Genomic DNA, 19,288 nt, shown 5'->3' with positions numbered 1-19,288 from the left:
GCTACGCACTTTTGCTGGAAATGCTCTAATGCTCTGGCTCAGATGCCCGGCTCTTCTTCGAGCAGGCCGGTCACGAAATCGAACAGGCCGGGGCGGCGGTCACGACGCAGGCGCTCGGCCTCGATGATCGACTTGATCGCCGCAAAGGAGCGGTCGAGGTCTTCGTTGATGACGATATAATCGTATTTCACCCATTTCTGGATTTCAAAACGGGCGTTCTGCAAGCGCGTCTCGATCACTTCCGGCGTGTCTTCCGCACGGCGGTTGAGGCGCTGCTGCAATTCGCGCATCGTCGGCGGCAGGATGAAGATCGACACCACATCGGCGGGCATCTTGGCCTGAAGCTGGTCAGCGCCCTGCCAGTCGATGTCGAACAGCATGTCCTGACCGTCGGCCAGCGCAATCTCGGCGGTTTCGCGCAAAGTGCCGTAGAAATTGCCGTGCACTTCCGCCCATTCGATCAGTTCGTCATTGTCGCGCAGGCGCTCGAACTCGCGAATGGTCTTGAAGTGATAATGCACCCCTTCGATCTCGCTTGGACGGCGCTGGCGCGTCGTCACGCTGATCGACAGCGAAAGGTCCATCTTCTTGTCTTCCAGCAACAGCCGGGCAATTGTGGATTTTCCAGCGCCCGACGGCGACGAGATCACCACCATCAAGCCTCTGCGCGCGACGCCATTTTCAACTGAAGAGATGGCCATGTACTGTTACTCCAGATTCTGTACTTGTTCGCGAAACTGATCGACGACCGCTTTCAGTTCCAGCCCGATGGCCGTGATCGACGCCGCGTTCGATTTGGAACACAGTGTATTCGCTTCACGATTAAATTCCTGTGAAAGAAAATCGAGCTTGCGCCCGGCAGGCCCGCCATCGGCGAGCAATTTGTGTGCGGAGGCGACATGGGTGTCGAGCCGGTCCAGCTCTTCCTGAATGTCCGCCTTGGTCGCAAGGAAGGCCGCTTCCTGATAAAGCCGGGCTTCATCCAGATCGCGCGGGCCATCGAGCAGCAGCGCAACCTGCGCGGCGAGCCGCGCCTTGATGGCGTCCGTGCTCCGCGACGGGTCCTGACGCGCCGCTTCCGTCAGACGGCCGATCGTATCGACATGGCCGGACAAGATCGTGAAAAGCGCCTTGCCTTCCTGCGCCCTCGCCTCGGCAATGGCTTTCAGGGCGCCTTCGAAGGCTGCCACGATAGCCGCTTCCAGCCCGGTGCGGGCATCGTCATCTTCCGCAACCTGCGCCTGATCGATCATCCCACGCAGCGACAGAACACCATCGACACTTGCAGGCGCCAGACCATGCTTTTCCTGCAATTCCGCGCCAAGTTTCAGCACCTCGGCCAGCATGGCATGGTTGATGACAAAATTGGCCTGCTCGTCGGCACGCTCGACACTGAGGCTCGCCTGAAAATTACCGCGGGAGAAATGGCGGGCCAGCATGGACCGCACCGGATGTTCGGCGGCTTCAAGCCCTTGTGGCAGGCGCAGGCGCAGATCAAGCCCCTTGCCATTGACCGAGCGCACTTCCCAAACGATGCGCGCCTCGCCATTGGCGCCGTCGTGCTGCGCTGCGTAGCGCGCAAATCCGGTCATGCTCTGGAGCGCCATGCGCCGTTCCCCTCAACTGTGCACAGGGGCGACTGGCCTGCCTGTGCATCGAAACTCACTCAAAGCGCCTCGCCTCAACACGCAAAAACACTGTATTCAATCAAACATACAGAGCCGGCGCTATTCAGCAACCGGCTCTGAAAAATTCGCACAGATACGTTTCAACAGCTTTTACTGCCCCGCACTCTGGCCGTTGCTCTGATTTGTATTCTGGCCACCAGCGGCACTACCAGTGCTGTTCTGCTGTTCCACATTGCGCCACTTGCGAACATTGGCGTTGTGTTCCTGCAAGGTCTTCGAGAAGACATGCCCACCAGTACCATCCGCTACGAAATACAGGTCTTGCGTGTTGAGCGGATTGGCCACCGCCTCAAGTGCCGCCTTGCCCGGATTGGCAATCGGCGTCGGCGGCAAGCCATTGATGACATAGGTGTTGTAGGGTGTTGGCTTTTCGATATCCGACTTGAAAATCGGACGGTCGGACGGTTTGCCCGCGCCGCCGAACAGGCCGTAGATGATCGTCGGGTCCGATTGCAGGCGCATATTCTTGTTCAGACGATTGACGAAGACCGAAGCAACATGCGGACGCTCGGATGCGATGCCCGTTTCCTTCTCGACGATGGAAGCCAGCGTTACGAATTGATTGCGATCCTTGACCGGCAGGTCCGGGCCGCGCTTCGCCCAGATATCGTCAACCAGCTTCTTTTGCGAAGCGACCATGCGGTCAATGATTTCGGTACGCGAGGTGCCGCGCGTGAAGTGCAGCGTGTCGGTAAACAGCGACCCTTCCGGCGGAAAATCCTTCGGCATATCGCCCACAAGGATCGGATCGGCGGATATACGGTCGAAAATCTGCTTGACGGTCAGCCCTTCAGGGACCGTCAGCGGATACATGATCGACTTGCCGCTGATGAGAATATTCATCACGTCGCGCATGGTTGCGCCAGCCGGAATGGCATATTCACCGGCCTTGAGGTCGTTTTCGTGACCATAGGCGCGCATGCCGAACCGGAAAATACGTCCATCGCTGATGATTTCGCGGGCTTCGAGGCTGTTCGTCACTTCGGAAATGCCAGCGCCGCGCTTGACCAGGAAAGTGGTGGCGTCTGTCAGCGGTCCCGGACCGTCGAACTGCATCTTGCCGAAATAGAACAGCGCCGATGCGCCGAGCAAAGCCAGCACGACCAGCGACAGCATGAAATTCATGAACACGACGATCTGGCTGCGCGCATGGCGCGAACGCTTGCGCGGCGGCGGCGTGCCAGGTTCAGGGCGCAGGGCTTCGGACGCGGATTTGGGAACAAACGGCTTTGCCGCCGCTGTCGTTTCCGACGGCGTTTCGGGCTTTGCAGCCTTCGCTTGCTCTTCGGCAGAGTTGTTTCCGGGTTGTTCCCCGGGCTTTACCTCTGAATTCACTCCATCACCTCGGTCCTGTGGCCTTGACAGACGGCGCCGCAACAATGCGTCACCTGTCCGTCCCGAGCGGCTCTCCGCAATTCATGCCTTCGACGCTCTAAAGCAGCCGAAGCAGGCTTACCCTAACCGCTGTTGCAGATTTTAAATATCGCTTCCGGTTATATTTTGGCAAAAACGCGGAGAAATCCCCGCGTTTTTATTTATTCCTATTAGATTTTGACTTTCCGACCAGAAAAGCCGGTCAGGAATAGCGACGCAGCACCAGCGAAGCGTTGGTTCCGCCGAATCCGAAGGAGTTCGACAGGGCCACGTCGATCTTGCGTTCACGCGCCTTGTGCGGCACCAGATCGATCTTGGTCTGAACTGCCGGATTGTCGAGATTGAGGGTCGCAGGCGCAACATTGTCGCGAATGGCCAGCGTCGAGAAAATCGCTTCGGCAGCACCGGCAGCACCCAGAAGATGGCCGATGGACGACTTGGTCGAGGACATGGAAATCTTCGAAGCCGCATCGCCGACCACACGCTCAACAGCGCCGAGCTCGATCGTATCAGCCATGGTCGATGTGCCATGGGCATTGATGTAGTCGATCTGGTCCGGCGTGATTTCAGCGCGCTTGAGAGCCGCAACCATGCAGCGCTCGGCGCCTTCGCCGCTCTCGGTCGGAGCGGTGATGTGATAGGCATCGCCCGACAGGCCGTAACCGATCACTTCGGCATAGATCTTCGCGCCACGCGCCAACGCGTGTTCGAGTTCTTCCAGAACCACAACGCCAGCACCTTCGCCCATGACGAAACCGTCACGGTCATCGTCATAAGGACGCGACGCGGCAGTCGGATCGTCGTTGCGCTTGGTGGAAAGCGCCTTGCAGGCTGCAAAGCCCGCCAGCGAAATGCGGCTCACCGGCGATTCCGTACCACCGGCAACCATCACGTCGGCATCGCCAAAAGCGATCAGGCGTGCGGCATCGCCAATGGCGTGCGTGCCCGTTGCGCAGGCGGTAACAACCGAATGGTTCGGGCCGCGCAGATTGTGCTTGATCGACACATGGCCGGAAGCCAGGTTGATCAGACGACCGGGAATGAAGAACGGGGAAATACGGCGTGGGCCCTTGTCGCGCAGCGTGTAGCCTGCTTCGACGATGCCTTCGATGCCGCCAATGCCGGAACCGATCAGAACGCCGGTGCGCACCTGATCTTCGTCGCTCTCGGGATGCCAGTTCGCGTCATCCAGTGCCTGATCGGCAGCGCCGACGGCATAGACGATGAACGGATCGACCTTGCGCTGTTCCTTGGGCTCCATATGGAGGTCGGCATTGAACGTGCCGTTGGTACCATCGCCTACCGGAATGCGGCAGGCAATCTGGCAGGCCAGATCATCAACCTCGAATTCCGTGATGCGGCGAGCCCCGCTTTCGCCAGCCAGAAGCCGCTTCCAGGACTCTTCCACACCGCTTGCAAGCGGTGACACCAGACCGAGACCGGTGATGACGACACGCCTCATATCCACCCCTTAAAACTGTTATGTCACGAGCATCGATCCGCAGGCTTTCACCGGCAGATGCAACGTCCGGGCCTGTTATAAGGGATGATGCTCCAATCGTTAAATCGGAGTCTGTCACAGGAGCCAGTCGAAACTTGGACGACACTTGGCATCCCGGCAAATTCACTTGAATGCCGAAAACGGCACGCACAGACATCCATAAGACTGTTCTGTACGTTGTAGCTGCTGGCATTCCCGAACACGAGCGGCCTCTTTGCAAAGGCGCCGCATCCGGCAATGTCAGACTATAGCTCAGAATACAGGCAGGGCCGGGATCCGAAGAGCCCAGCCCTCAACTCTGGTTCTGATTAGGCAGAAGCCTTGTCGATGAACTTCACGGCGTCGCCGACCGTGAGGATCGTTTCTGCAGCGTCGTCAGGAATTTCAACGCCGAATTCTTCTTCGAAAGCCATGACCAGCTCGACGGTGTCGAGGCTGTCTGCGCCGAGATCATCAATGAAGCTTGCGCCTTCCGTGACCTTGTCGGCATCTACGCCCAGATGTTCAACAACGATTTTCTTGACGCGCTCTGCGGTATCGCTCATGTCGGAACCTCGACCTGTGTGTTTGTTGCTCTGCCTTGGTTAGCGGCATGCAGGATTGTAATCAAGTTATAAGATGCCTGTCAGCTTCAAGCGATGTCGCCCGGACAGCCATCCTGTGGATATTCCTTTCGGAACAGGATCGCGGCATTTCCATTAGAAACACCGCAACTCTCGATGGGCGCATTACCACGCTTCTTGGGCGAGGCAAAGCGCCTTTTCCTGTCACGCCCCCGCTATTAAGGTATTTTATACCATAATTCAGGGGGGTGAAGGGGATCAGATCATGGCCATGCCGCCATTGATGTGCAGCGTCTGGCCCGTCACGTAACCGGCCTGATCGCTGGCCAGATAGACCACAGCAGCAGCGATATCAGCGCCCACGCCCATGCGCTTCATGGGAATATTGGCCATGATCGCTTCTTTCTGCTTGTCGTTCAGCTTGTCGGTCATGGCCGATTCGATGAAGCCCGGCGCAATGCAGTTCACCGTCACATTGCGGCTCGCGATTTCCTGCGCCAGCGACTTGGAGAAGCCGATAAGACCCGCCTTCGATGCGCAATAATTCGCCTGACCCGGATTTCCGGTCACGCCGACGATGGAAGTGATGTTGATAATGCGGCCATTGCGGCGGCGCATCATCGGATGGGTCAGCTCACGCGTCAGGTTGAAAACCGAGGTGAGATTGACGTTGAGAACAGCATCCCAGTCTTCGTCGCTCATGCGCACGAACAGACCGTCGCGGGTGATACCGGCATTGTTGACCAGAATATCAACGCCGCCCAACTCTTCGTCCGCCTTCTGGCCGAGCGCCTTAACGGCTTCGCGGTCCGACAGATTGGCCGGGAAGATGAAAGTACGGTCGCCGAGTTCGGCAGCCAGTTCCTTCAGCTTTTCTTCGCGCGTGCCATGCAGGCCGACAATAGCGCCCTGTGCATGGAGAGCGCGAGCAATCGCTTCACCCAGACCGCCGGTCGCACCGGTTACGAGAGCCTTGCGGCCAGTCAGATCAAACATGCGAAATCCCTTTTAAGCGTTGAGAGCAGCTAGTGTCCCGTTTCTGAAATTCGCATCCCGCCCATATCGAGATCAATACGAATTTCAGAAACGAAAGGACACTAGCAACTAAATATTTCTAGCGTCGTTTTAATCTCGAAGTTCGCCTCCGAGATCGATATCAACGGCGAGCGAACTTCAAGATAACGACGCTATCGCTGCTTCGATTTCTTCAGCCGAACCAACGGCAGCGCCAGACACATCCTTGGAGATGCGACGCGCCAGACCGGTCAGAACCTTGCCCGAACCTACTTCATAAAGCGAAGTCACGCCATTGGCGGCAAACCATTCCACGGTCTCGCGCCAGCGCACCTGACCCGTTACCTGTTCGACCAGCAGATCGGCAATTTCGTTGGCGTCGATCACCGGCGCTGCGCGCACATTGGCGATGAGCGGCACAACCGGATTGTGCTTTTCGACAGTGGCCAGCGCTTCGCGCATCGCATCGGCGGCAGGCGCCATCAGGGTCGAATGGAAGGGTGCGGACACCGGCAGCATGATGGCGCGCTTGGCGCCCTTCTCGGACGCAAGCGAAGCCGCCAGCTCGACCGCAGCCTTGGAACCGGAAATTACCAGCTGGCCGCCGCCATTGTCATTGGCAATCTGAACAGAACCGGAAGCCTTGGCTTCCGTGCAGATCGCTTCAACGTCGCCATGTTCCAGACCGATGATGGCGGCCATCGCGCCTTCGCCAACCGGAACAGCCTTCTGCATCGCATTGCCGCGAATGCGCAGGAGACGCGCCGTATCGGCAAGCGAGAATGTGCCGGCAGCGCAAAGCGCCGAATATTCGCCCAGCGAATGACCGGCTACGTAGGAAACCTTTTCCTTCAGCGAGAAGCCACGCGCTTCCATAACGCGCAGGACGGCCATCGACACGGCCATCAACGCAGGCTGTGCATTGGCGGTGAGTGTCAGAACGTCTTCCGGGCCTTCGAACATGGTGGCGGACAGCTTTTCGCCGAGCGCTGCGTCCACTTCGTCAAAGACGGCGCGCGCTTCCGCGAACTGTTCGGCCAGGGCCTTGCCCATGCCTACCGCCTGGCTGCCCTGTCCGGGAAAGGTAAATGCTACCGCCATTGATGCCTCATTCTGGTTTTAAGCATATGATAATGTCGAAACCGGTATCCGTTTTCGCCGACATGCCCTGCAATTAATGCACAATTTGGCGCGATGTGCCTTAGCCTTGGGCGAAAAGTCAAGCATTTGTCGGTTTTTCGGGGATATCGCGCTTGCAAACAAGGGGAAAAACACGTAATAGCCGCCCGTTCATTGCTCGGCACCAGCTGGGGGCTGAACGGAGGGCCGTGTCTTCTTGCTGTAAAATGCAGGATAGCACGTTGGAAGTCATAAGCGCTTCTGCCTCCCGTGTCTCCGCTCTCGACCGTCTCAAGTACGCGTCCTTTCTTCACCGGTTTTCCGGCAAAAGAGAAGTCGCAGGGGCTTAGCCGCTGGTGTCGGCGTGATATAACGAAGAAAGGCAAAGCCAATGGCTCTTTATGAACATGTGCTTCTTGCCCGCCAGGACATTTCCCAGCAGCAGGTCGACGCTCTCGTCGAACAGTACAAGGGTGTCCTCGAAGCTAATGGCGGCAAGGTCGGTAAGGTCGAAGCTTGGGGTCTGCGTCCCCTCACCTACCGTATCAACAAGAACCGTAAGGCGTATTATACGCTTCTGAACATCGACGCTCCGGCTGCTGCCGTTGCTGAAATGGAACGTCAGATGCGTATCAATGAAGACGTCCTGCGCTTCATGACCATTCGCGTTGAAGAACACGAAGAAGGCCAGTCGGCTATGCTGACCCGCCGTGACGACCGTCGCGAGCGTGATGGTGATGACCGTCCGCGCCGCCGTGAAGGTGGTTTCGATCGCGGTGATCGCGGCGATCGCGGTGATCGCGGCCCACGTCGCCCGCGCGACAACGAAGCTGGTGAAGGAGCATAATCATGGTTGATATCAATCAGATCCCGACCCGCCGTCCTTTCCATCGCCGTCGCAAGACGTGCCCGTTCTCCGGCGCAAACGCACCGAAGATCGACTACAAGGACATCAAGCTTCTGCAGCGTTACATTTCCGAACGCGGCAAGATCGTTCCTTCCCGTATTACGGCTGTCAGCCAGAAGAAGCAGCGTGAACTCGCCAAGGCGATCAAGCGCGCTCGTTTCCTCGGCCTGCTGCCTTACGTTGTGAAGTAAGACTTTTTCGGGAGGCATTCTCTTCAGAGTTTGCCTCCCGGACCCCTTTCCTCCATCGCGATGGGCGCGACGGAGTGTACTAAAAACCCAAGTTGAGACGCAGCCCTCGTGCCGTCTCTAACTGCAAAACCGGAATTGCCGGAGCAGGACAGCGAGACTGATGAAATTCAACGGAACCATAGTTGGTGTCGGCATATTGGCGGGGCTTGCCTCGGCATTGATGTCGTCCGGCGTCATTGTCCAGTCGGGCATGGCGATGGTTCTGTATTTCCTGACACCGCTTCCCATCTTCGTTGCGGCACTCGGCTGGGGTTCCACCGCCGGTATCGTTGCAGCAGCCGTCGCAACCGTCGCTGTCGGCGTTTTTGCCGTTCCGATGGCCGCCCTGCTGATGGCGCTGACGAGCTATGTCCCTGCCGCCGTCGGCGCATATCTGTCCGGTCTTGCGCGTCCCGCCGAAGAACTGGGCGGACCGAAGGACGTGATGGTCTGGTATCCGCTGTCGGATATCGTTTTCCGCCTCGCCTTGATGGTTGCGGTCTCCTTCGTCGTCATCGGCGCAATTCTCGGCTTCGGCCCGGATATGGCCCGGGAGCTGGCCAATACGGTTATCGACCGCGTTGCGGAAGCTGACCCACAATTCACCGCCAGCGATGAAATGCGCGACACGATGTCGGCGCTGCTGATGTTCGCCCTTCCGGCGATCCAGCCCGCCACCTGCCTCGCCATTCTGGTCGGTAATCTCTATCTGGCGCTGCGCCTGACCGCCATGTCGGGGCGTCTGCGCCGTCCGCGTGACGATTGGCCCGCAACGCTGCGCATGCCGCGGCCGGCGCTGATCGTTTTCGCAATCGCGCTTGCTGTCGCCTTCTTCTCGGGCGCCGCCGGTCTGGTGGCAACCGTGGTGGTGGGCGCACTCGGCGCAGGCTTCATGATGGCAGGTCTTGCCATCATGCATATGCGCACACGCGGCAAGGTATGGCGCCCGGTGGCGCTGTGGTTTGCCTATCTTGCAATCATTCTCTTCGCATTCCTGCTCTTCGTCTTCATGGTTGTCGGCCTTTTCGATACGTCGCGTGGCGCGCCGATCTCGAAAATTCCGGGCAGCGACAAGAGCACCGATAAACAACAGTAACCCGAATCAAACACTCGAAAGGAAACTCCAATGGAAGTCATTCTTCTGGAACGCATTGGCCGCCTCGGCCAGATGGGCGAAACCGTCAAGGTCAAGGACGGCTATGCCCGTAACTTCCTGCTCCCGCAGGGCAAGGCTCTTCGTGCCAACGAAGCCAACAAGAAGAAGTTCGAAGGCCAGCGCGCTCAGCTCGAAGCCCAGAACTTGGAACGCAAGAACGAAGCAAGCGCCGTTGCTGAAAAGCTCAGCGGCCAGAGCTTCATCGTTGTGCGTTCGGCTGGTGAAACCGGCCAGCTCTACGGTTCGGTTTCGACCCGCGACATCGCCGACATCATCACCGCAAACGGCTTCACCCTGCACCGCAACCAGGTTGAACTGAACCATCCGATCAAGACGATCGGCCTGCACGAAGTTTCGATTTCGCTGCATCCGGAAGTTCAAGTTGAAGTGACCGTCAACATCGCTCGTTCGAACGAAGAAGCTGAACGTCAGGCAAAGGGTGAAGACCTCACCTCGATCGAAGCCATCTACGGCATCGAAGAAGCCCCGCTTTCGGAAGAAGTCTTCGACGAAGACGAAGAAGCTGAAGACCAGGCTTAATTAGCCACCTATTATCTCCAGAAAGCCTGTTTTCGTAATAGGCGTTCCAATGGTGGTAAACTTTAAATGATCATGCCCGGCGGCCTCCGCCGGGCATTTTCTCTTTCCAGAACGGGAAAACTGCCTATTCTTCTCCTTGGTAATGTATTGGAGAGGGTGCAGACGGAAACGTCCGCGTTGCTTAAGACAGCGTTCCCAAGGCCGGTAGACCTGATGGACCACTGCCTGAAAATCTAATGACAGTGTGGCTCGACAAGAGGATACACAAGCCGCCTGCCATGCAACCGCATGGATGCTACGCCTGCCTCATCCATAAAAGGAGATGGGGCCGATGTATGGAATGATGCGTACTGTTCTTTCGCATATGATTAAAACCGGAGACCTGACGGTCACCGATTCTAGTGGTGCGCGTTCACAGTATGGCGACAAGACCGGTGTGCCGGTTCATATACACTTCAAGACGAAGCACGCCGAGCGCGCCGTAGCGCTCGACCCCGAACTGAAACTCGCCGAATGCTTCATGGACGGCGAGATCGACTTTCTGGACGGTGATATTTACACGCTGCTCCAGATCGTATTCGAAAATACCGGGCCGACCGCCGCGACTGAGCCTTGGATGAAGGCGCTTGCAAAGCTGCGCATTCTGTTCCGCCGCTTCCAGCAGATGAACACGATTGCGCGTTCGTCCGACAATATCAAAAGCCATTACGACCTGTCCGGCGAGCTTTACGACCTGTTTCTCGATCCGGACAAGCAGTATTCCTGTGCCTATTTCGAAACACCAAATGCAACGCTCGCCGAGGCGCAGCTCGCCAAGAAGCGCCATATCGCGGCGAAGCTGCTGGTGAAGGAAGGCCAAAAGGTGCTGGATATCGGCTGCGGCTGGGGCGGCATGGGCCTGTATCTCGCCCGCCACCTCAAGGCCAATGTGACCGGCGTGACCTTGTCGGAAGAACAGCACGGCATCGCCAATCAGCGCGCCGTGGATGAAGGACTTTCGGATCGCGCCAAGTTCGAGCTGACCGATTATCGCAACATCGATGACAAGTTCGACCGGCTGGTTTCGGTCGGCATGTTCGAGCATGTCGGTGTCGGCCATTTTGCGGAATATTTCCAGCATGTGGCGCGACTGATGAAGCCGGACGGCGTGTTCCTGCTGCATGCCATCGGGCGTGCCGACGGGCCGGGCGCGACCAATCCGTTCATCCGCAAATATATCTTCCCGGGCGGCTATATCCCTGCTTTGTCGGAAGTGCTACCGCATATCGAAAAGGCCGGGCTCTATGTCACCGACATCGAAATCCTGCGGCTGCATTATGCGGAAACGCTCAAGGCCTGGCGTGAGGCCTTCATGGCCAATCGCGCGCAGGCCAAGGCGCTTTATGACGAACGCTTCTGCCGCATGTGGGAGTTTTATCTTGCCGCATCGGAAAGCGCGTTCCGCTGGCAGAACATGATGGTGTTCCACATCCAGATTGCGCACCGGCAGGAATCGGTTCCGCTGACGCGCAACTATATCGAAGCAGAAGAAAAGCGCCTGAAGCGGCTCGACAGCGCACCAAAGGGGGCCAATAGCGAGGCCCGCGCCGTCAAGAAAAGCATGAATGCCTGATCCGGCAGTCCCGGTTCACACCATTAAAAAGGGCTGCCGTCTCCGGCAGCCCTTTTTCATTCCACAATCTCTATTGAGCCTTCGGCACGGGCCTACGTTTTCAGTCGGCCTTCGGCACAAACCTATGTTTTTAGTCGGCCTTCGGCACGTGTCTATTTTCAGTCGGCCTTCGGCACGTGTCTATTTTCAGTCGGCCTTCGGCGCTCCGGCCTCCCACTTGTCCCAATGGGCGACAATGTCATCGACCAGCGGCGAACCGACGAGATAGATATTCTGCACCGTCTCGGCGAAACCGCCTGCCGTCTGACCCGGAGCCGGGTCGAGGTGCTGCAAGGTGGTTTCATTCGGGTTGCCCTGATCGAAATTCACCGCGCCACGCAGGCTGGCAATACGATCCGTGCCGAACTGGCGCTTGATGACCAGCGTGATCGCTGCCGCTTCCATTTCAGTCACGAGATAATCATCGGCACCGTAGAGATGTGCGATGTACTGCGCTTCTTTCGACAGGCCGGGGCCATGAAAGAATGTATCGCCAGTCATATGCGTGCCGGTCTTCAGGGATGGCTTGGCCTGCGCAGCCTTGTCCGGATACCGCATGCGGTAGTTCTGGGCTTCCTGCGAATCGCGCAGCTCCACCTTCGAGCCAAGGCGCATGGCAGCCGCAACCAGATCGGGATTGAGCTTGAAAACGCGATAATCCTCATAGCCCTTGCGCGGCATGAAAACCGGCTCGCCGGCTTTGCCTTCTTCCGGTGCCCAGCGATGGCCGAGATCGTCATCGACCAGCCAGGTCGCCCAGCTCACATCACCGATGGTGCCGCGCGATGGCGGCGTACCGGCAACGCCCGACAGAATGTAATAGCTCTTCGAGAAGTCGAAGGCCGGATCGAGAAGAATGGCCTGCATACTGGCCGATGAATTGACCTTGCCCATGCCCAGCACCGAGCCGCAGACACCGTCGTCATTGCAATAAACCGGCTTCAGCGCGCCTTTCACTTCGATGGGCTTGGCGTCTTTCCAATAGCGCTCATACCACCATTGAAACTCGCCTGCTCGATCGCCGCTATTCTGCCCGATCTCGAACATGGCCGCGATGAAAACCTTGACCTTGATCGGTTCGGCAGCAGCAGCCTGTGCCGTAAACGAAGCGAGATAAGCCAGGCAGGAAAAAAGCCCGGCTGCGATCAGTCGATGCCGCATGAATGAACCTTTGCATGAAGAGCCTGCCGCCGGAATCACGCACGATCCGGGGCAGATGAATTTCAGAGATCGAGGCAGAGTAATATCCACCGTTAATCACGGCAACGCCCGTCAAGAACATAGCGTCCATGCGCAGGCGCAAACTGTGAATCAGTGTGAATCATGGTATAGCTTATCCGTTCCAGCAGGAATCATCCGAAGCCGCGTTGCGTTTGGCATCACATGACGGTTAGCTGGCAGCATCAGGGACAGGATCAAGAATCATGGCGGAAGCGGCGGTACGCAAACTCGAGGATGTGCGCGATCAGAAGGACGCACTCTATCGGGAAGCACCACACAATATCGAAGCGGAACAGGCATTGCTGGGCGCAATCCTGATCAACAACGATGCCTTTTACCGCATATCGGACTTTCTGAAGCCGACCCATTTCTTCGAGCCGCTGCACCGCCGTATCTACGAGATCAGCACCGATCTCATCCGCGTCGGCAAAGTGGCCAATCCGATTACGATGAAGACCTTTCTGCCCGAGGGTAAGGTCGGCGATATGAGCATATTCCAATATGTGCAGCGTCTGGCCGTCGAGGCCGTGACCGTCATCAATGCTGCGGATTATGGCCGCGCGATCTACGATCTGGCGACCCGCCGCGCGCTGATCGGGATCGGCGAGGACATGGTCAATGTCGCCTATGACGCAGCGGTCGACAACGCACCGCAGGAGCAGATCGAGGACGCCGAACGCCGCCTGTTCGAACTGGCCGAAACCGGCCGTTACGATGGCGGCTTCCTGCCGTTCAAGGATGCTGTGACCACCGCCGTGGACATGGCCAATGCTGCTTTCATGCGCGATGGCCATCTGTCCGGCGTTTCGACCGGCATTCATACGCTGGACGGCAAGATGGGCGGCTTGCAGCCTTCCGACTTGATCATCCTCGCCGGACGTCCGGGCATGGGTAAAACCTCGCTCGCCACCAATATTGCCTTCAACATCGCCAATTCCTATGAGCCGGACCAGCAGGCCGATGGAACGGTAAAAGCCAAGAATGGCGGCGTCGTCGGCTTCTTCTCGCTCGAAATGTCGGCCGAACAGCTCGCCACCCGTATCATTTCCGAGCAGACGGAAGTGTCGTCCTCGAAAATCCGCCGTGGTGATATCACCGAGACCGACTTCGAAAAGCTGGTCGCCTGTTCGCAGGTGATGCAGAAAATCCCGCTCTATATCGACCAGACCGGTGGTATTTCCATCGCGCAGCTGGCCGCCCGCGCCCGTCGTCTCAAGCGCCAGCGCGGCCTTGATGTTCTGGTGATCGACTACGTACAGCTGATGACCGGCTCGTCGAAGGCCTCGGCACAGAACCGCGTGCAGGAAATCACCGAAATCACCACCGGCTTGAAGGCGCTCGGCAAGGAACTGAACGTTCCGATCATCGCGCTTTCCCAGCTCTCGCGTCAGGTGGAAAGCCGCGACGACAAGCGCCCGCAGCTCTCCGATCTTCGTGAATCGGGCTCGATCGAGCAGGACGCCGACGTGGTGCTGTTCGTGTTCCGCGAGGAATATTACGTCAAGAACCTTGAGCCGCGCGACGAATTCGACCCGAAATACGAAGAATGGAAGCAGCATTTCGAGAAAGTGCGCGGCACTGCCGATGTCATCATCGCCAAGCAGCGTCACGGACCGACCGGAACGGTCAAGCTCGCCTTCCAGTCCGAATTCACGCGATTTGCAGATCTGGCCGAGGGTTCCTATCTCCCGGAGCAGTATGAATAGTATTTCTTCGAAAAAGGCGCGTCTCTGATGGCCAAGGCGCGCATTCAGTTCATCTGCCAGAATTGCGGCACAGTGCATACGCGCTGGGCGGGCAAGTGCGATTCCTGCGGCGAGTGGAACACGCTCGTCGAGGAAGGCACCAATAGCGGCATCGGTTCCGGTCCGGGCGCCATGTTGTCGAAGCGCAAGGGTCGCGCCGTGGCGCTGACCTCGCTTTCCGGCGACATTGAAGATGCCCCACGCATTATTTCCGGCATCAGCGAACTCGACCGGGTGACCGGCGGCGGCTTCGTGCGCGGTTCGGCACTGCTGATCGGCGGCGATCCCGGCATCGGCAAATCCACGCTTCTGACGCAGGCGGCGGCAGCCCTTGCCAATCGCGGCCACCGCATCGTCTATGTTTCGGGCGAAGAAGCCGTCGCGCAGATCCGCCTGCGCGCGCAGCGTCTCGGCGTCGCCACATCGGCAGTGGAACTTGCCGCCGAAACCAATGTCGAAGACATCATCGCCACTATTTCCGATGGCAAACGCCCCGATCTGGTGATTATCGATTCGATCCAGACCTTGTGGACCGACATGGCGGATTCCGCCCCCGGCACGGTCACGCAGGTGCGATCCTCGGCGCAGGCAATGATCCGTTACGCCAAGCAGACAGGCGCTGCGGTGGTGCTGGTCGGCCATGTCACCAAGGACGGCCAGATTGCCGGTCCGCGCGTGGTCGAGCATATGGTCGATGGCGTTCTCTATTTCGAAGGCGAAGGCGGACATCATTACCGCATCCTGCGCACGGTGAAGAACCGCTTCGGCCCCACCGATGAAATCGGCGTTTTTGAAATGTCCGATGGCGGCTTGCGCGAAGTGTCCAATCCGTCCGAGCTTTTTCTCGGCGAACGCAACGAAAAAGCACCGGGAGCTGCGGTTTTCGCTGGCATGGAAGGCACGCGCCCGGTTCTGGTGGAAATTCAGGCTCTTGTCGCCCCCTCCTCGCTTGGCACGCCGCGCCGCGCTGTCGTGGGCTGGGATGGCGGGCGTCTCGCCATGATCCTCGCCGTGCTGGAATCGCATTGCGGGGTGCGTTTTGGCCAGCATGACGTCTATCTGAATGTTGCGGGTGGTTATCGGATCAGCGAACCGGCGGCCGATATTGCGGTTGCCTCGGCGCTTGTTTCCTCGATGGCCGGTATTGCCCTTCCGCCAGATTGTGTTTATTTCGGCGAAATCAGCCTTTCCGGTGCTGTTCGTGCGGTGACGCATGCAGTACAGAGATTGAAGGAAGCAGAGAAACTCGGCTTCCGGCAGGCGGAAGTGCCAAGCGGTAGCGGCGAACTCTGGAAAGATCGCAGCTTCCGTCTTATGGAAACAGCCGCCCTGCCCGACCTCGTTGCACGCATTGCCGCGGCGGGTGCCGGAAAGAAGTAGAAATCGGGAATGTGAAGCTGGAAGATTCTGTCAACCTTCCAGTGGTAAGCTTCCGCGTCTTTGACTGCCCTGCGCACCGGAACGCTTGCGCGAAAAACTAAGGACAGGCCAGAATGCCCATAACCATGCTTGATGGAATTCTACTCGGGATAACGCTGGTATCAGCGGTTCTGGCGATGGTGCGCGGTTTTTCCCGCGAAGTACTGTCGCTCGTATCCTGGGCTGCGGCAGCAACTGCCGCTTTCCTATTCTATAAGCCGGTGCTGCCCTACATAAAGCCCTATATCAACAACGAAACCCTTGCGATGATCGCCGCCATGGCTGCGGTTTTCCTCGTGGTGCTGATCGTCGTTTCGCTGATCACCATGAAGATCGCGGACTTCATCATCGACAGCCGCATCGGCGCGCTCGACCGCACGCTGGGTTTCCTGTTCGGCGCGGCACGCGGTGTTCTGCTGATGGTCGTCGCCATGCTGTTCTTCAACTGGGCGGTGCCGGATAACCAGCCTGCCTGGATCACCAATGCGAAATCGAAGCCGATGCTCGATTCCTTCGGCGAACAGCTGCGCAATCTTCTGCCTGCCGACCCGGAATCGATGGTCGACAAGTTCAAGCCGCAGCGCAACGCACCAGCCACTGGCGAACAGGAAGAAGCGCCTGTTCCGGATGACGCGCCAGCGCAGCAATAATCAGCACCTGATTTAAAAAATTGAAACCGGCTTGTGCCGGTTTCATCTGTTTTTGGCCCCAATGAAGGCCTATATGATCAGCTTAAATGACGCGGGTTCAAGGGATCGCTTTCAAAACGGCGTCCTTTCATGTAAATGTTGTTTTTAACAACCCGCAATCGAAAGGCCTTGCGGACAATGTTCCAACAATCGCATGATGAGACTTCCTTTATGCTGGATGACGACACCCTGCATGAAGAGTGTGGTGTATTCGGCATTTTGGGTCATGAGGACGCCGCAGCGCTGACGGCGCTCGGTCTACACGCCCTCCAGCATCGCGGGCAGGAAGCCGCCGGTATTGTGTCCTATCACAATCGCCGCTTCCACTCCGAACGCCATATGGGCCTCGTCGGGGATCATTTCACCGACGCCGCCACGCTGAACCGCCTGCCCGGCGACCGCGCCATGGGCCATGTGCGCTACTCCACGACCGGCGAAACGATCCTGCGCAATGTGCAGCCGCTTTTCGCTGAACTGGAAGTCGGCGGCATTGCCATTGCCCATAACGGCAATTTCACCAACGGCATTTCGCTGCGCAAACAGCTCATCGCCTCTGGCGCGATCTTTCAGGCGACTTCCGATACGGAAGTCGTTTTGCATTTGATCGCCCGTTCGCGTTTCGCCTCGTCTTCCGACCGTTTTGTGGATGCGATCCGTCAGGTCGAAGGCGGCTACGCCATGCTGGCCCTGACCCGCACCAAGCTGATCGCCGCACGCGATCGGATCGGCATTCGTCCGCTCGTCATGGGCGAACTGGATGGCAAGCCGATTTTCTGCTCGGAAACCTGTGCCCTCGAAATCATCGGCGCGAAATACATTCGCGACGTCGAAAATGGCGAAGTAATCGTCTGCGAAATCCAGCAGGACGGCTCGATCACGACCCAGTCCATCAAGGCGGAAAACCCGCAGCCGGAACGGCTTTGCCTGTTCGAATATGTCTATTTCGCCCGTCCGGATTCGGTTGTCGGCGGACGCAGCGTCTATGTCGCGCGCAAGAATATGGGCATCGAACTGGCTGGTGAAGCCGGTGTCGAGGCCGATGTCATCGTGCCGGTGCCCGATGGTGGCACGCCTGCGGCGCTCGGCTTTGCGCAGGCAAGCGGCATTCCGTTCGAATATGGCATCATCCGCAACCATTATGTCGGGCGCACCTTCATTGAGCCGACCCAGCAGATTCGCGCCTTGGGTGTGAAGCTGAAGCATTCGGCCAATCGCGCCATGATTGAAGGCAAGCGTGTTGTGCTGGTGGATGATTCCATCGTGCGCGGCACCACCTCGGTCAAGATCGTGCAGATGATGCGCGATGCCGGCGCGAAGGAAGTGCATATGCGCGTGGCAAGCCCGATGATCTATCATCCGGATTTCTACGGCATCGACACGCCGCATGCCGACAAGCTTCTCGCCAACCAGCACGAAGATCTGGAATCCATGTGCCGTTATATCGGCGCGGATTCGCTGGCCTTCCTGTCTATCGACGGTCTTTACAAGGCTGTCGGCGGCAAGCCGCGTGACCCGAACGCGCCTGCCTTCACAGATCACTATTTCACGGGCGATTACCCGACCCGCCTTCTTGATCAGGAAGGCGAAAGCAACATCCACACGCTGTCGCTGCTGGCCAGCAACGGCTAACGCAAATTCGCGAACTGGGCGGCCTGCGGGCCGCTCCAATCCTTCACATAAAAAGTCATTGGGGACGGAATGACAATCGACCTTACGGGCCGGCTGGCCTTGGTAACGGGCGCATCGCGCGGCATTGGGTATTTTCTTTCACTGGAACTGGCAAAACGCGGCGCGCATGTGATCGCCGTTGCGCGTACTGTCGGCGGTCTTGAAGAGCTGGACGACGATATTCGCAAGCTCGGCGGCAGCGCGACTTTGGTGCCGCTCGACATCACCGATATGGAAGCCATTGACCGTCTTGGCGGCTCAATCCACGAGCGCTGGGGCAAGCTGGATATCATGGTTGCCAATGCGGGCGTGCTGGGCACCATCTCGCCGATCGGCCATGTGGAAGCAAAGACCTTCGAAAAGGTCATGAATGTCAACGTGACGAGCGTCTGGCGTCTGATCCGCTCGACAGACCCGTTGCTGCGTCTTTCCGATGCCGGACGCGCCATTCTGCTTTCATCCGGCGTTGCGCATAGCTGCCGCGCCTTCTGGGGTCCCTATGCTGCCTCCAAGGCGGCTGTCGAGGTCATGGCCCGCAGCTGGGCCGAAGAGACCAAGCAGATGGCCCTCAACATCAATTCGGTCAATCCCGGCGCAACCCGCACCGCCATGCGCGCGCAGGCCATGCCCGGCGAAGACCCGGACACTCTGCCGACACCGCAGGAAGTGGCCGAAAAGATCGTCAAGCTTGCCGATCCGGCGCTCGACGTCACAGGCAAGCTGTTCGACGTCCGCCAGGACCGCTTCCTCGACTATCATATGCCGTCGTAATGCTCTTAGAGCCTGAATCAAAAAGCGGCATG

Annotated in this window: 18 protein-coding genes; 10 read left to right on the top strand and 8 right to left on the bottom strand. The window is 58.2% G+C overall.

Annotation, left to right across the window (positions count from 1 at the left end):
- Positions 1-38: 38 nt before the first annotated feature.
- From gmk to fabD, 7 genes are all read right to left on the bottom strand, one after another.
- Positions 39-701 carry a guanylate kinase gene (gene gmk, locus ACTJKP_RS07860; RefSeq protein ID WP_078338062.1) on the bottom strand — a complete coding sequence of 221 codons (663 nt, stop codon included), beginning with the start codon at positions 699-701 and terminating at the stop codon, positions 39-41.
- Positions 702-707: 6 nt separating this feature from the next.
- Positions 708-1,607 (bottom strand): YicC/YloC family endoribonuclease, encoded by a 900-nt coding sequence (locus ACTJKP_RS07855; RefSeq protein WP_440630240.1) that lies wholly within the window; start codon positions 1,605-1,607, stop codon positions 708-710.
- 171 nt (positions 1,608-1,778) lie between these two features.
- Positions 1,779-3,023: an endolytic transglycosylase MltG gene (gene mltG, locus ACTJKP_RS07850; RefSeq protein WP_440630239.1), complete on the bottom strand. Its 1,245-nt coding sequence runs from the start codon at positions 3,021-3,023 to the stop codon at positions 1,779-1,781.
- A gap of 241 nt (positions 3,024-3,264) precedes the next feature.
- Positions 3,265-4,524: a beta-ketoacyl-ACP synthase II gene (gene fabF / locus ACTJKP_RS07845; protein ID WP_138786576.1), complete on the bottom strand. Its 1,260-nt coding sequence runs from the start codon at positions 4,522-4,524 to the stop codon at positions 3,265-3,267.
- Between the two features lie 347 nt (positions 4,525-4,871).
- Positions 4,872-5,108, bottom strand: coding sequence for an acyl carrier protein (locus ACTJKP_RS07840; RefSeq protein WP_002963616.1), 237 nt, complete (start codon positions 5,106-5,108; stop codon positions 4,872-4,874).
- A 276-nt stretch (positions 5,109-5,384) separates the two neighbouring features.
- Positions 5,385-6,122: a 3-oxoacyl-[acyl-carrier-protein] reductase gene (fabG, locus tag ACTJKP_RS07835; protein ID WP_440630238.1), complete on the bottom strand. Its 738-nt coding sequence runs from the start codon at positions 6,120-6,122 to the stop codon at positions 5,385-5,387.
- A 177-nt stretch (positions 6,123-6,299) separates the two neighbouring features.
- Positions 6,300-7,241 carry an ACP S-malonyltransferase gene (gene fabD, locus ACTJKP_RS07830; protein WP_440630237.1) on the bottom strand — a complete coding sequence of 314 codons (942 nt, stop codon included), beginning with the start codon at positions 7,239-7,241 and terminating at the stop codon, positions 6,300-6,302.
- Between the two features lie 409 nt (positions 7,242-7,650).
- Here fabD and rpsF point away from each other — a divergent pair, with 409 nt between their 5' ends.
- The 5 genes from rpsF to ACTJKP_RS07805 all read left to right on the top strand — a co-directional run bounded on the left by rpsF (position 7,651) and on the right by ACTJKP_RS07805 (position 11,704).
- Positions 7,651-8,106, top strand: a complete 456-nt coding sequence (gene rpsF, locus ACTJKP_RS07825) for a 30S ribosomal protein S6 (RefSeq protein WP_121537353.1) — start codon at positions 7,651-7,653, stop codon at positions 8,104-8,106.
- A gap of 2 nt (positions 8,107-8,108) precedes the next feature.
- Positions 8,109-8,357 (top strand): 30S ribosomal protein S18, encoded by a 249-nt coding sequence (gene rpsR, locus ACTJKP_RS07820; protein ID WP_006466219.1) that lies wholly within the window; start codon positions 8,109-8,111, stop codon positions 8,355-8,357.
- 160 nt (positions 8,358-8,517) lie between these two features.
- Positions 8,518-9,492: a DUF2232 domain-containing protein gene (locus ACTJKP_RS07815; RefSeq protein ID WP_113534703.1), complete on the top strand. Its 975-nt coding sequence runs from the start codon at positions 8,518-8,520 to the stop codon at positions 9,490-9,492.
- Positions 9,493-9,522: 30 nt separating this feature from the next.
- A complete protein-coding gene (gene rplI, locus ACTJKP_RS07810) occupies positions 9,523-10,092 on the top strand; it encodes a 50S ribosomal protein L9 (protein WP_078338055.1) in 570 nt (189 codons plus the stop codon).
- Between the two features lie 331 nt (positions 10,093-10,423).
- On the top strand, positions 10,424-11,704 hold the full coding sequence (locus tag ACTJKP_RS07805; RefSeq protein WP_078338054.1) for an SAM-dependent methyltransferase: 1,281 nt from the start codon (positions 10,424-10,426) through the stop codon (positions 11,702-11,704).
- 186 nt (positions 11,705-11,890) lie between these two features.
- Here ACTJKP_RS07805 and ACTJKP_RS07800 read toward each other — a convergent pair whose 3' ends face one another.
- The gene (locus ACTJKP_RS07800; RefSeq protein ID WP_440630236.1) at positions 11,891-12,904 is read right to left on the bottom strand and encodes a purine-nucleoside phosphorylase; all 1,014 of its coding nucleotides are present in this window, start codon (positions 12,902-12,904) and stop codon (positions 11,891-11,893) included.
- A 263-nt stretch (positions 12,905-13,167) separates the two neighbouring features.
- Here ACTJKP_RS07800 and ACTJKP_RS07795 point away from each other — a divergent pair, with 263 nt between their 5' ends.
- The 5 genes from ACTJKP_RS07795 to ACTJKP_RS07775 all read left to right on the top strand — a co-directional run bounded on the left by ACTJKP_RS07795 (position 13,168) and on the right by ACTJKP_RS07775 (position 19,256).
- Positions 13,168-14,670 carry a replicative DNA helicase gene (locus ACTJKP_RS07795; RefSeq protein WP_440630235.1) on the top strand — a complete coding sequence of 501 codons (1,503 nt, stop codon included), beginning with the start codon at positions 13,168-13,170 and terminating at the stop codon, positions 14,668-14,670.
- 27 nt (positions 14,671-14,697) lie between these two features.
- Complete coding sequence (radA, locus tag ACTJKP_RS07790) at positions 14,698-16,089, top strand: DNA repair protein RadA (RefSeq protein WP_078338051.1); 1,392 nt, start codon at positions 14,698-14,700, stop codon at positions 16,087-16,089.
- Positions 16,090-16,202: 113 nt separating this feature from the next.
- A complete protein-coding gene (locus ACTJKP_RS07785; protein WP_440630234.1) occupies positions 16,203-16,778 on the top strand; it encodes a CvpA family protein in 576 nt (191 codons plus the stop codon).
- Between the two features lie 177 nt (positions 16,779-16,955).
- Positions 16,956-18,446: an amidophosphoribosyltransferase gene (gene purF, locus ACTJKP_RS07780; RefSeq protein WP_078338049.1), complete on the top strand. Its 1,491-nt coding sequence runs from the start codon at positions 16,956-16,958 to the stop codon at positions 18,444-18,446.
- A gap of 69 nt (positions 18,447-18,515) precedes the next feature.
- Complete coding sequence (locus tag ACTJKP_RS07775; RefSeq protein ID WP_440630233.1) at positions 18,516-19,256, top strand: SDR family NAD(P)-dependent oxidoreductase; 741 nt, start codon at positions 18,516-18,518, stop codon at positions 19,254-19,256.
- Positions 19,257-19,288: the final 32 nt, after the last annotated feature.

Source organism: Brucella sp. 22210, from assembly GCF_052045675.1.
In the GTDB taxonomy this organism is placed as follows: domain Bacteria; phylum Pseudomonadota; class Alphaproteobacteria; order Rhizobiales; family Rhizobiaceae; genus Brucella.
This window is presented reverse-complemented; position numbering and strand designations above follow the sequence as displayed.

Coding starts and splice junctions, on each gene's coding strand:
- ACTJKP_RS07775 (WP_440630233.1), top strand. CDS start 18,516: ATGACAATCGACCTTACGGGCCGGCTGGCCTTGGTAACGGGCGCATCG.
- ACTJKP_RS07855 (WP_440630240.1), bottom strand. CDS start 1,607: ATGGCGCTCCAGAGCATGACCGGATTTGCGCGCTACGCAGCGCAGCAC.
- fabG (WP_440630238.1), bottom strand. CDS start 6,122: ATGTTTGATCTGACTGGCCGCAAGGCTCTCGTAACCGGTGCGACCGGC.
- ACTJKP_RS07785 (WP_440630234.1), top strand. CDS start 16,203: ATGCCCATAACCATGCTTGATGGAATTCTACTCGGGATAACGCTGGTA.
- fabF (WP_138786576.1), bottom strand. CDS start 4,524: ATGAGGCGTGTCGTCATCACCGGTCTCGGTCTGGTGTCACCGCTTGCA.
- ACTJKP_RS07795 (WP_440630235.1), top strand. CDS start 13,168: ATGGCGGAAGCGGCGGTACGCAAACTCGAGGATGTGCGCGATCAGAAG.
- purF (WP_078338049.1), top strand. CDS start 16,956: ATGTTCCAACAATCGCATGATGAGACTTCCTTTATGCTGGATGACGAC.
- ACTJKP_RS07800 (WP_440630236.1), bottom strand. CDS start 12,904: ATGCGGCATCGACTGATCGCAGCCGGGCTTTTTTCCTGCCTGGCTTAT.
- ACTJKP_RS07840 (WP_002963616.1), bottom strand. CDS start 5,108: ATGAGCGATACCGCAGAGCGCGTCAAGAAAATCGTTGTTGAACATCTG.
- gmk (WP_078338062.1), bottom strand. CDS start 701: ATGGCCATCTCTTCAGTTGAAAATGGCGTCGCGCGCAGAGGCTTGATG.
- ACTJKP_RS07805 (WP_078338054.1), top strand. CDS start 10,424: ATGTATGGAATGATGCGTACTGTTCTTTCGCATATGATTAAAACCGGA.
- ACTJKP_RS07815 (WP_113534703.1), top strand. CDS start 8,518: ATGAAATTCAACGGAACCATAGTTGGTGTCGGCATATTGGCGGGGCTT.
- fabD (WP_440630237.1), bottom strand. CDS start 7,241: ATGGCGGTAGCATTTACCTTTCCCGGACAGGGCAGCCAGGCGGTAGGC.
- rpsR (WP_006466219.1), top strand. CDS start 8,109: ATGGTTGATATCAATCAGATCCCGACCCGCCGTCCTTTCCATCGCCGT.
- rpsF (WP_121537353.1), top strand. CDS start 7,651: ATGGCTCTTTATGAACATGTGCTTCTTGCCCGCCAGGACATTTCCCAG.
- rplI (WP_078338055.1), top strand. CDS start 9,523: ATGGAAGTCATTCTTCTGGAACGCATTGGCCGCCTCGGCCAGATGGGC.
- radA (WP_078338051.1), top strand. CDS start 14,698: ATGGCCAAGGCGCGCATTCAGTTCATCTGCCAGAATTGCGGCACAGTG.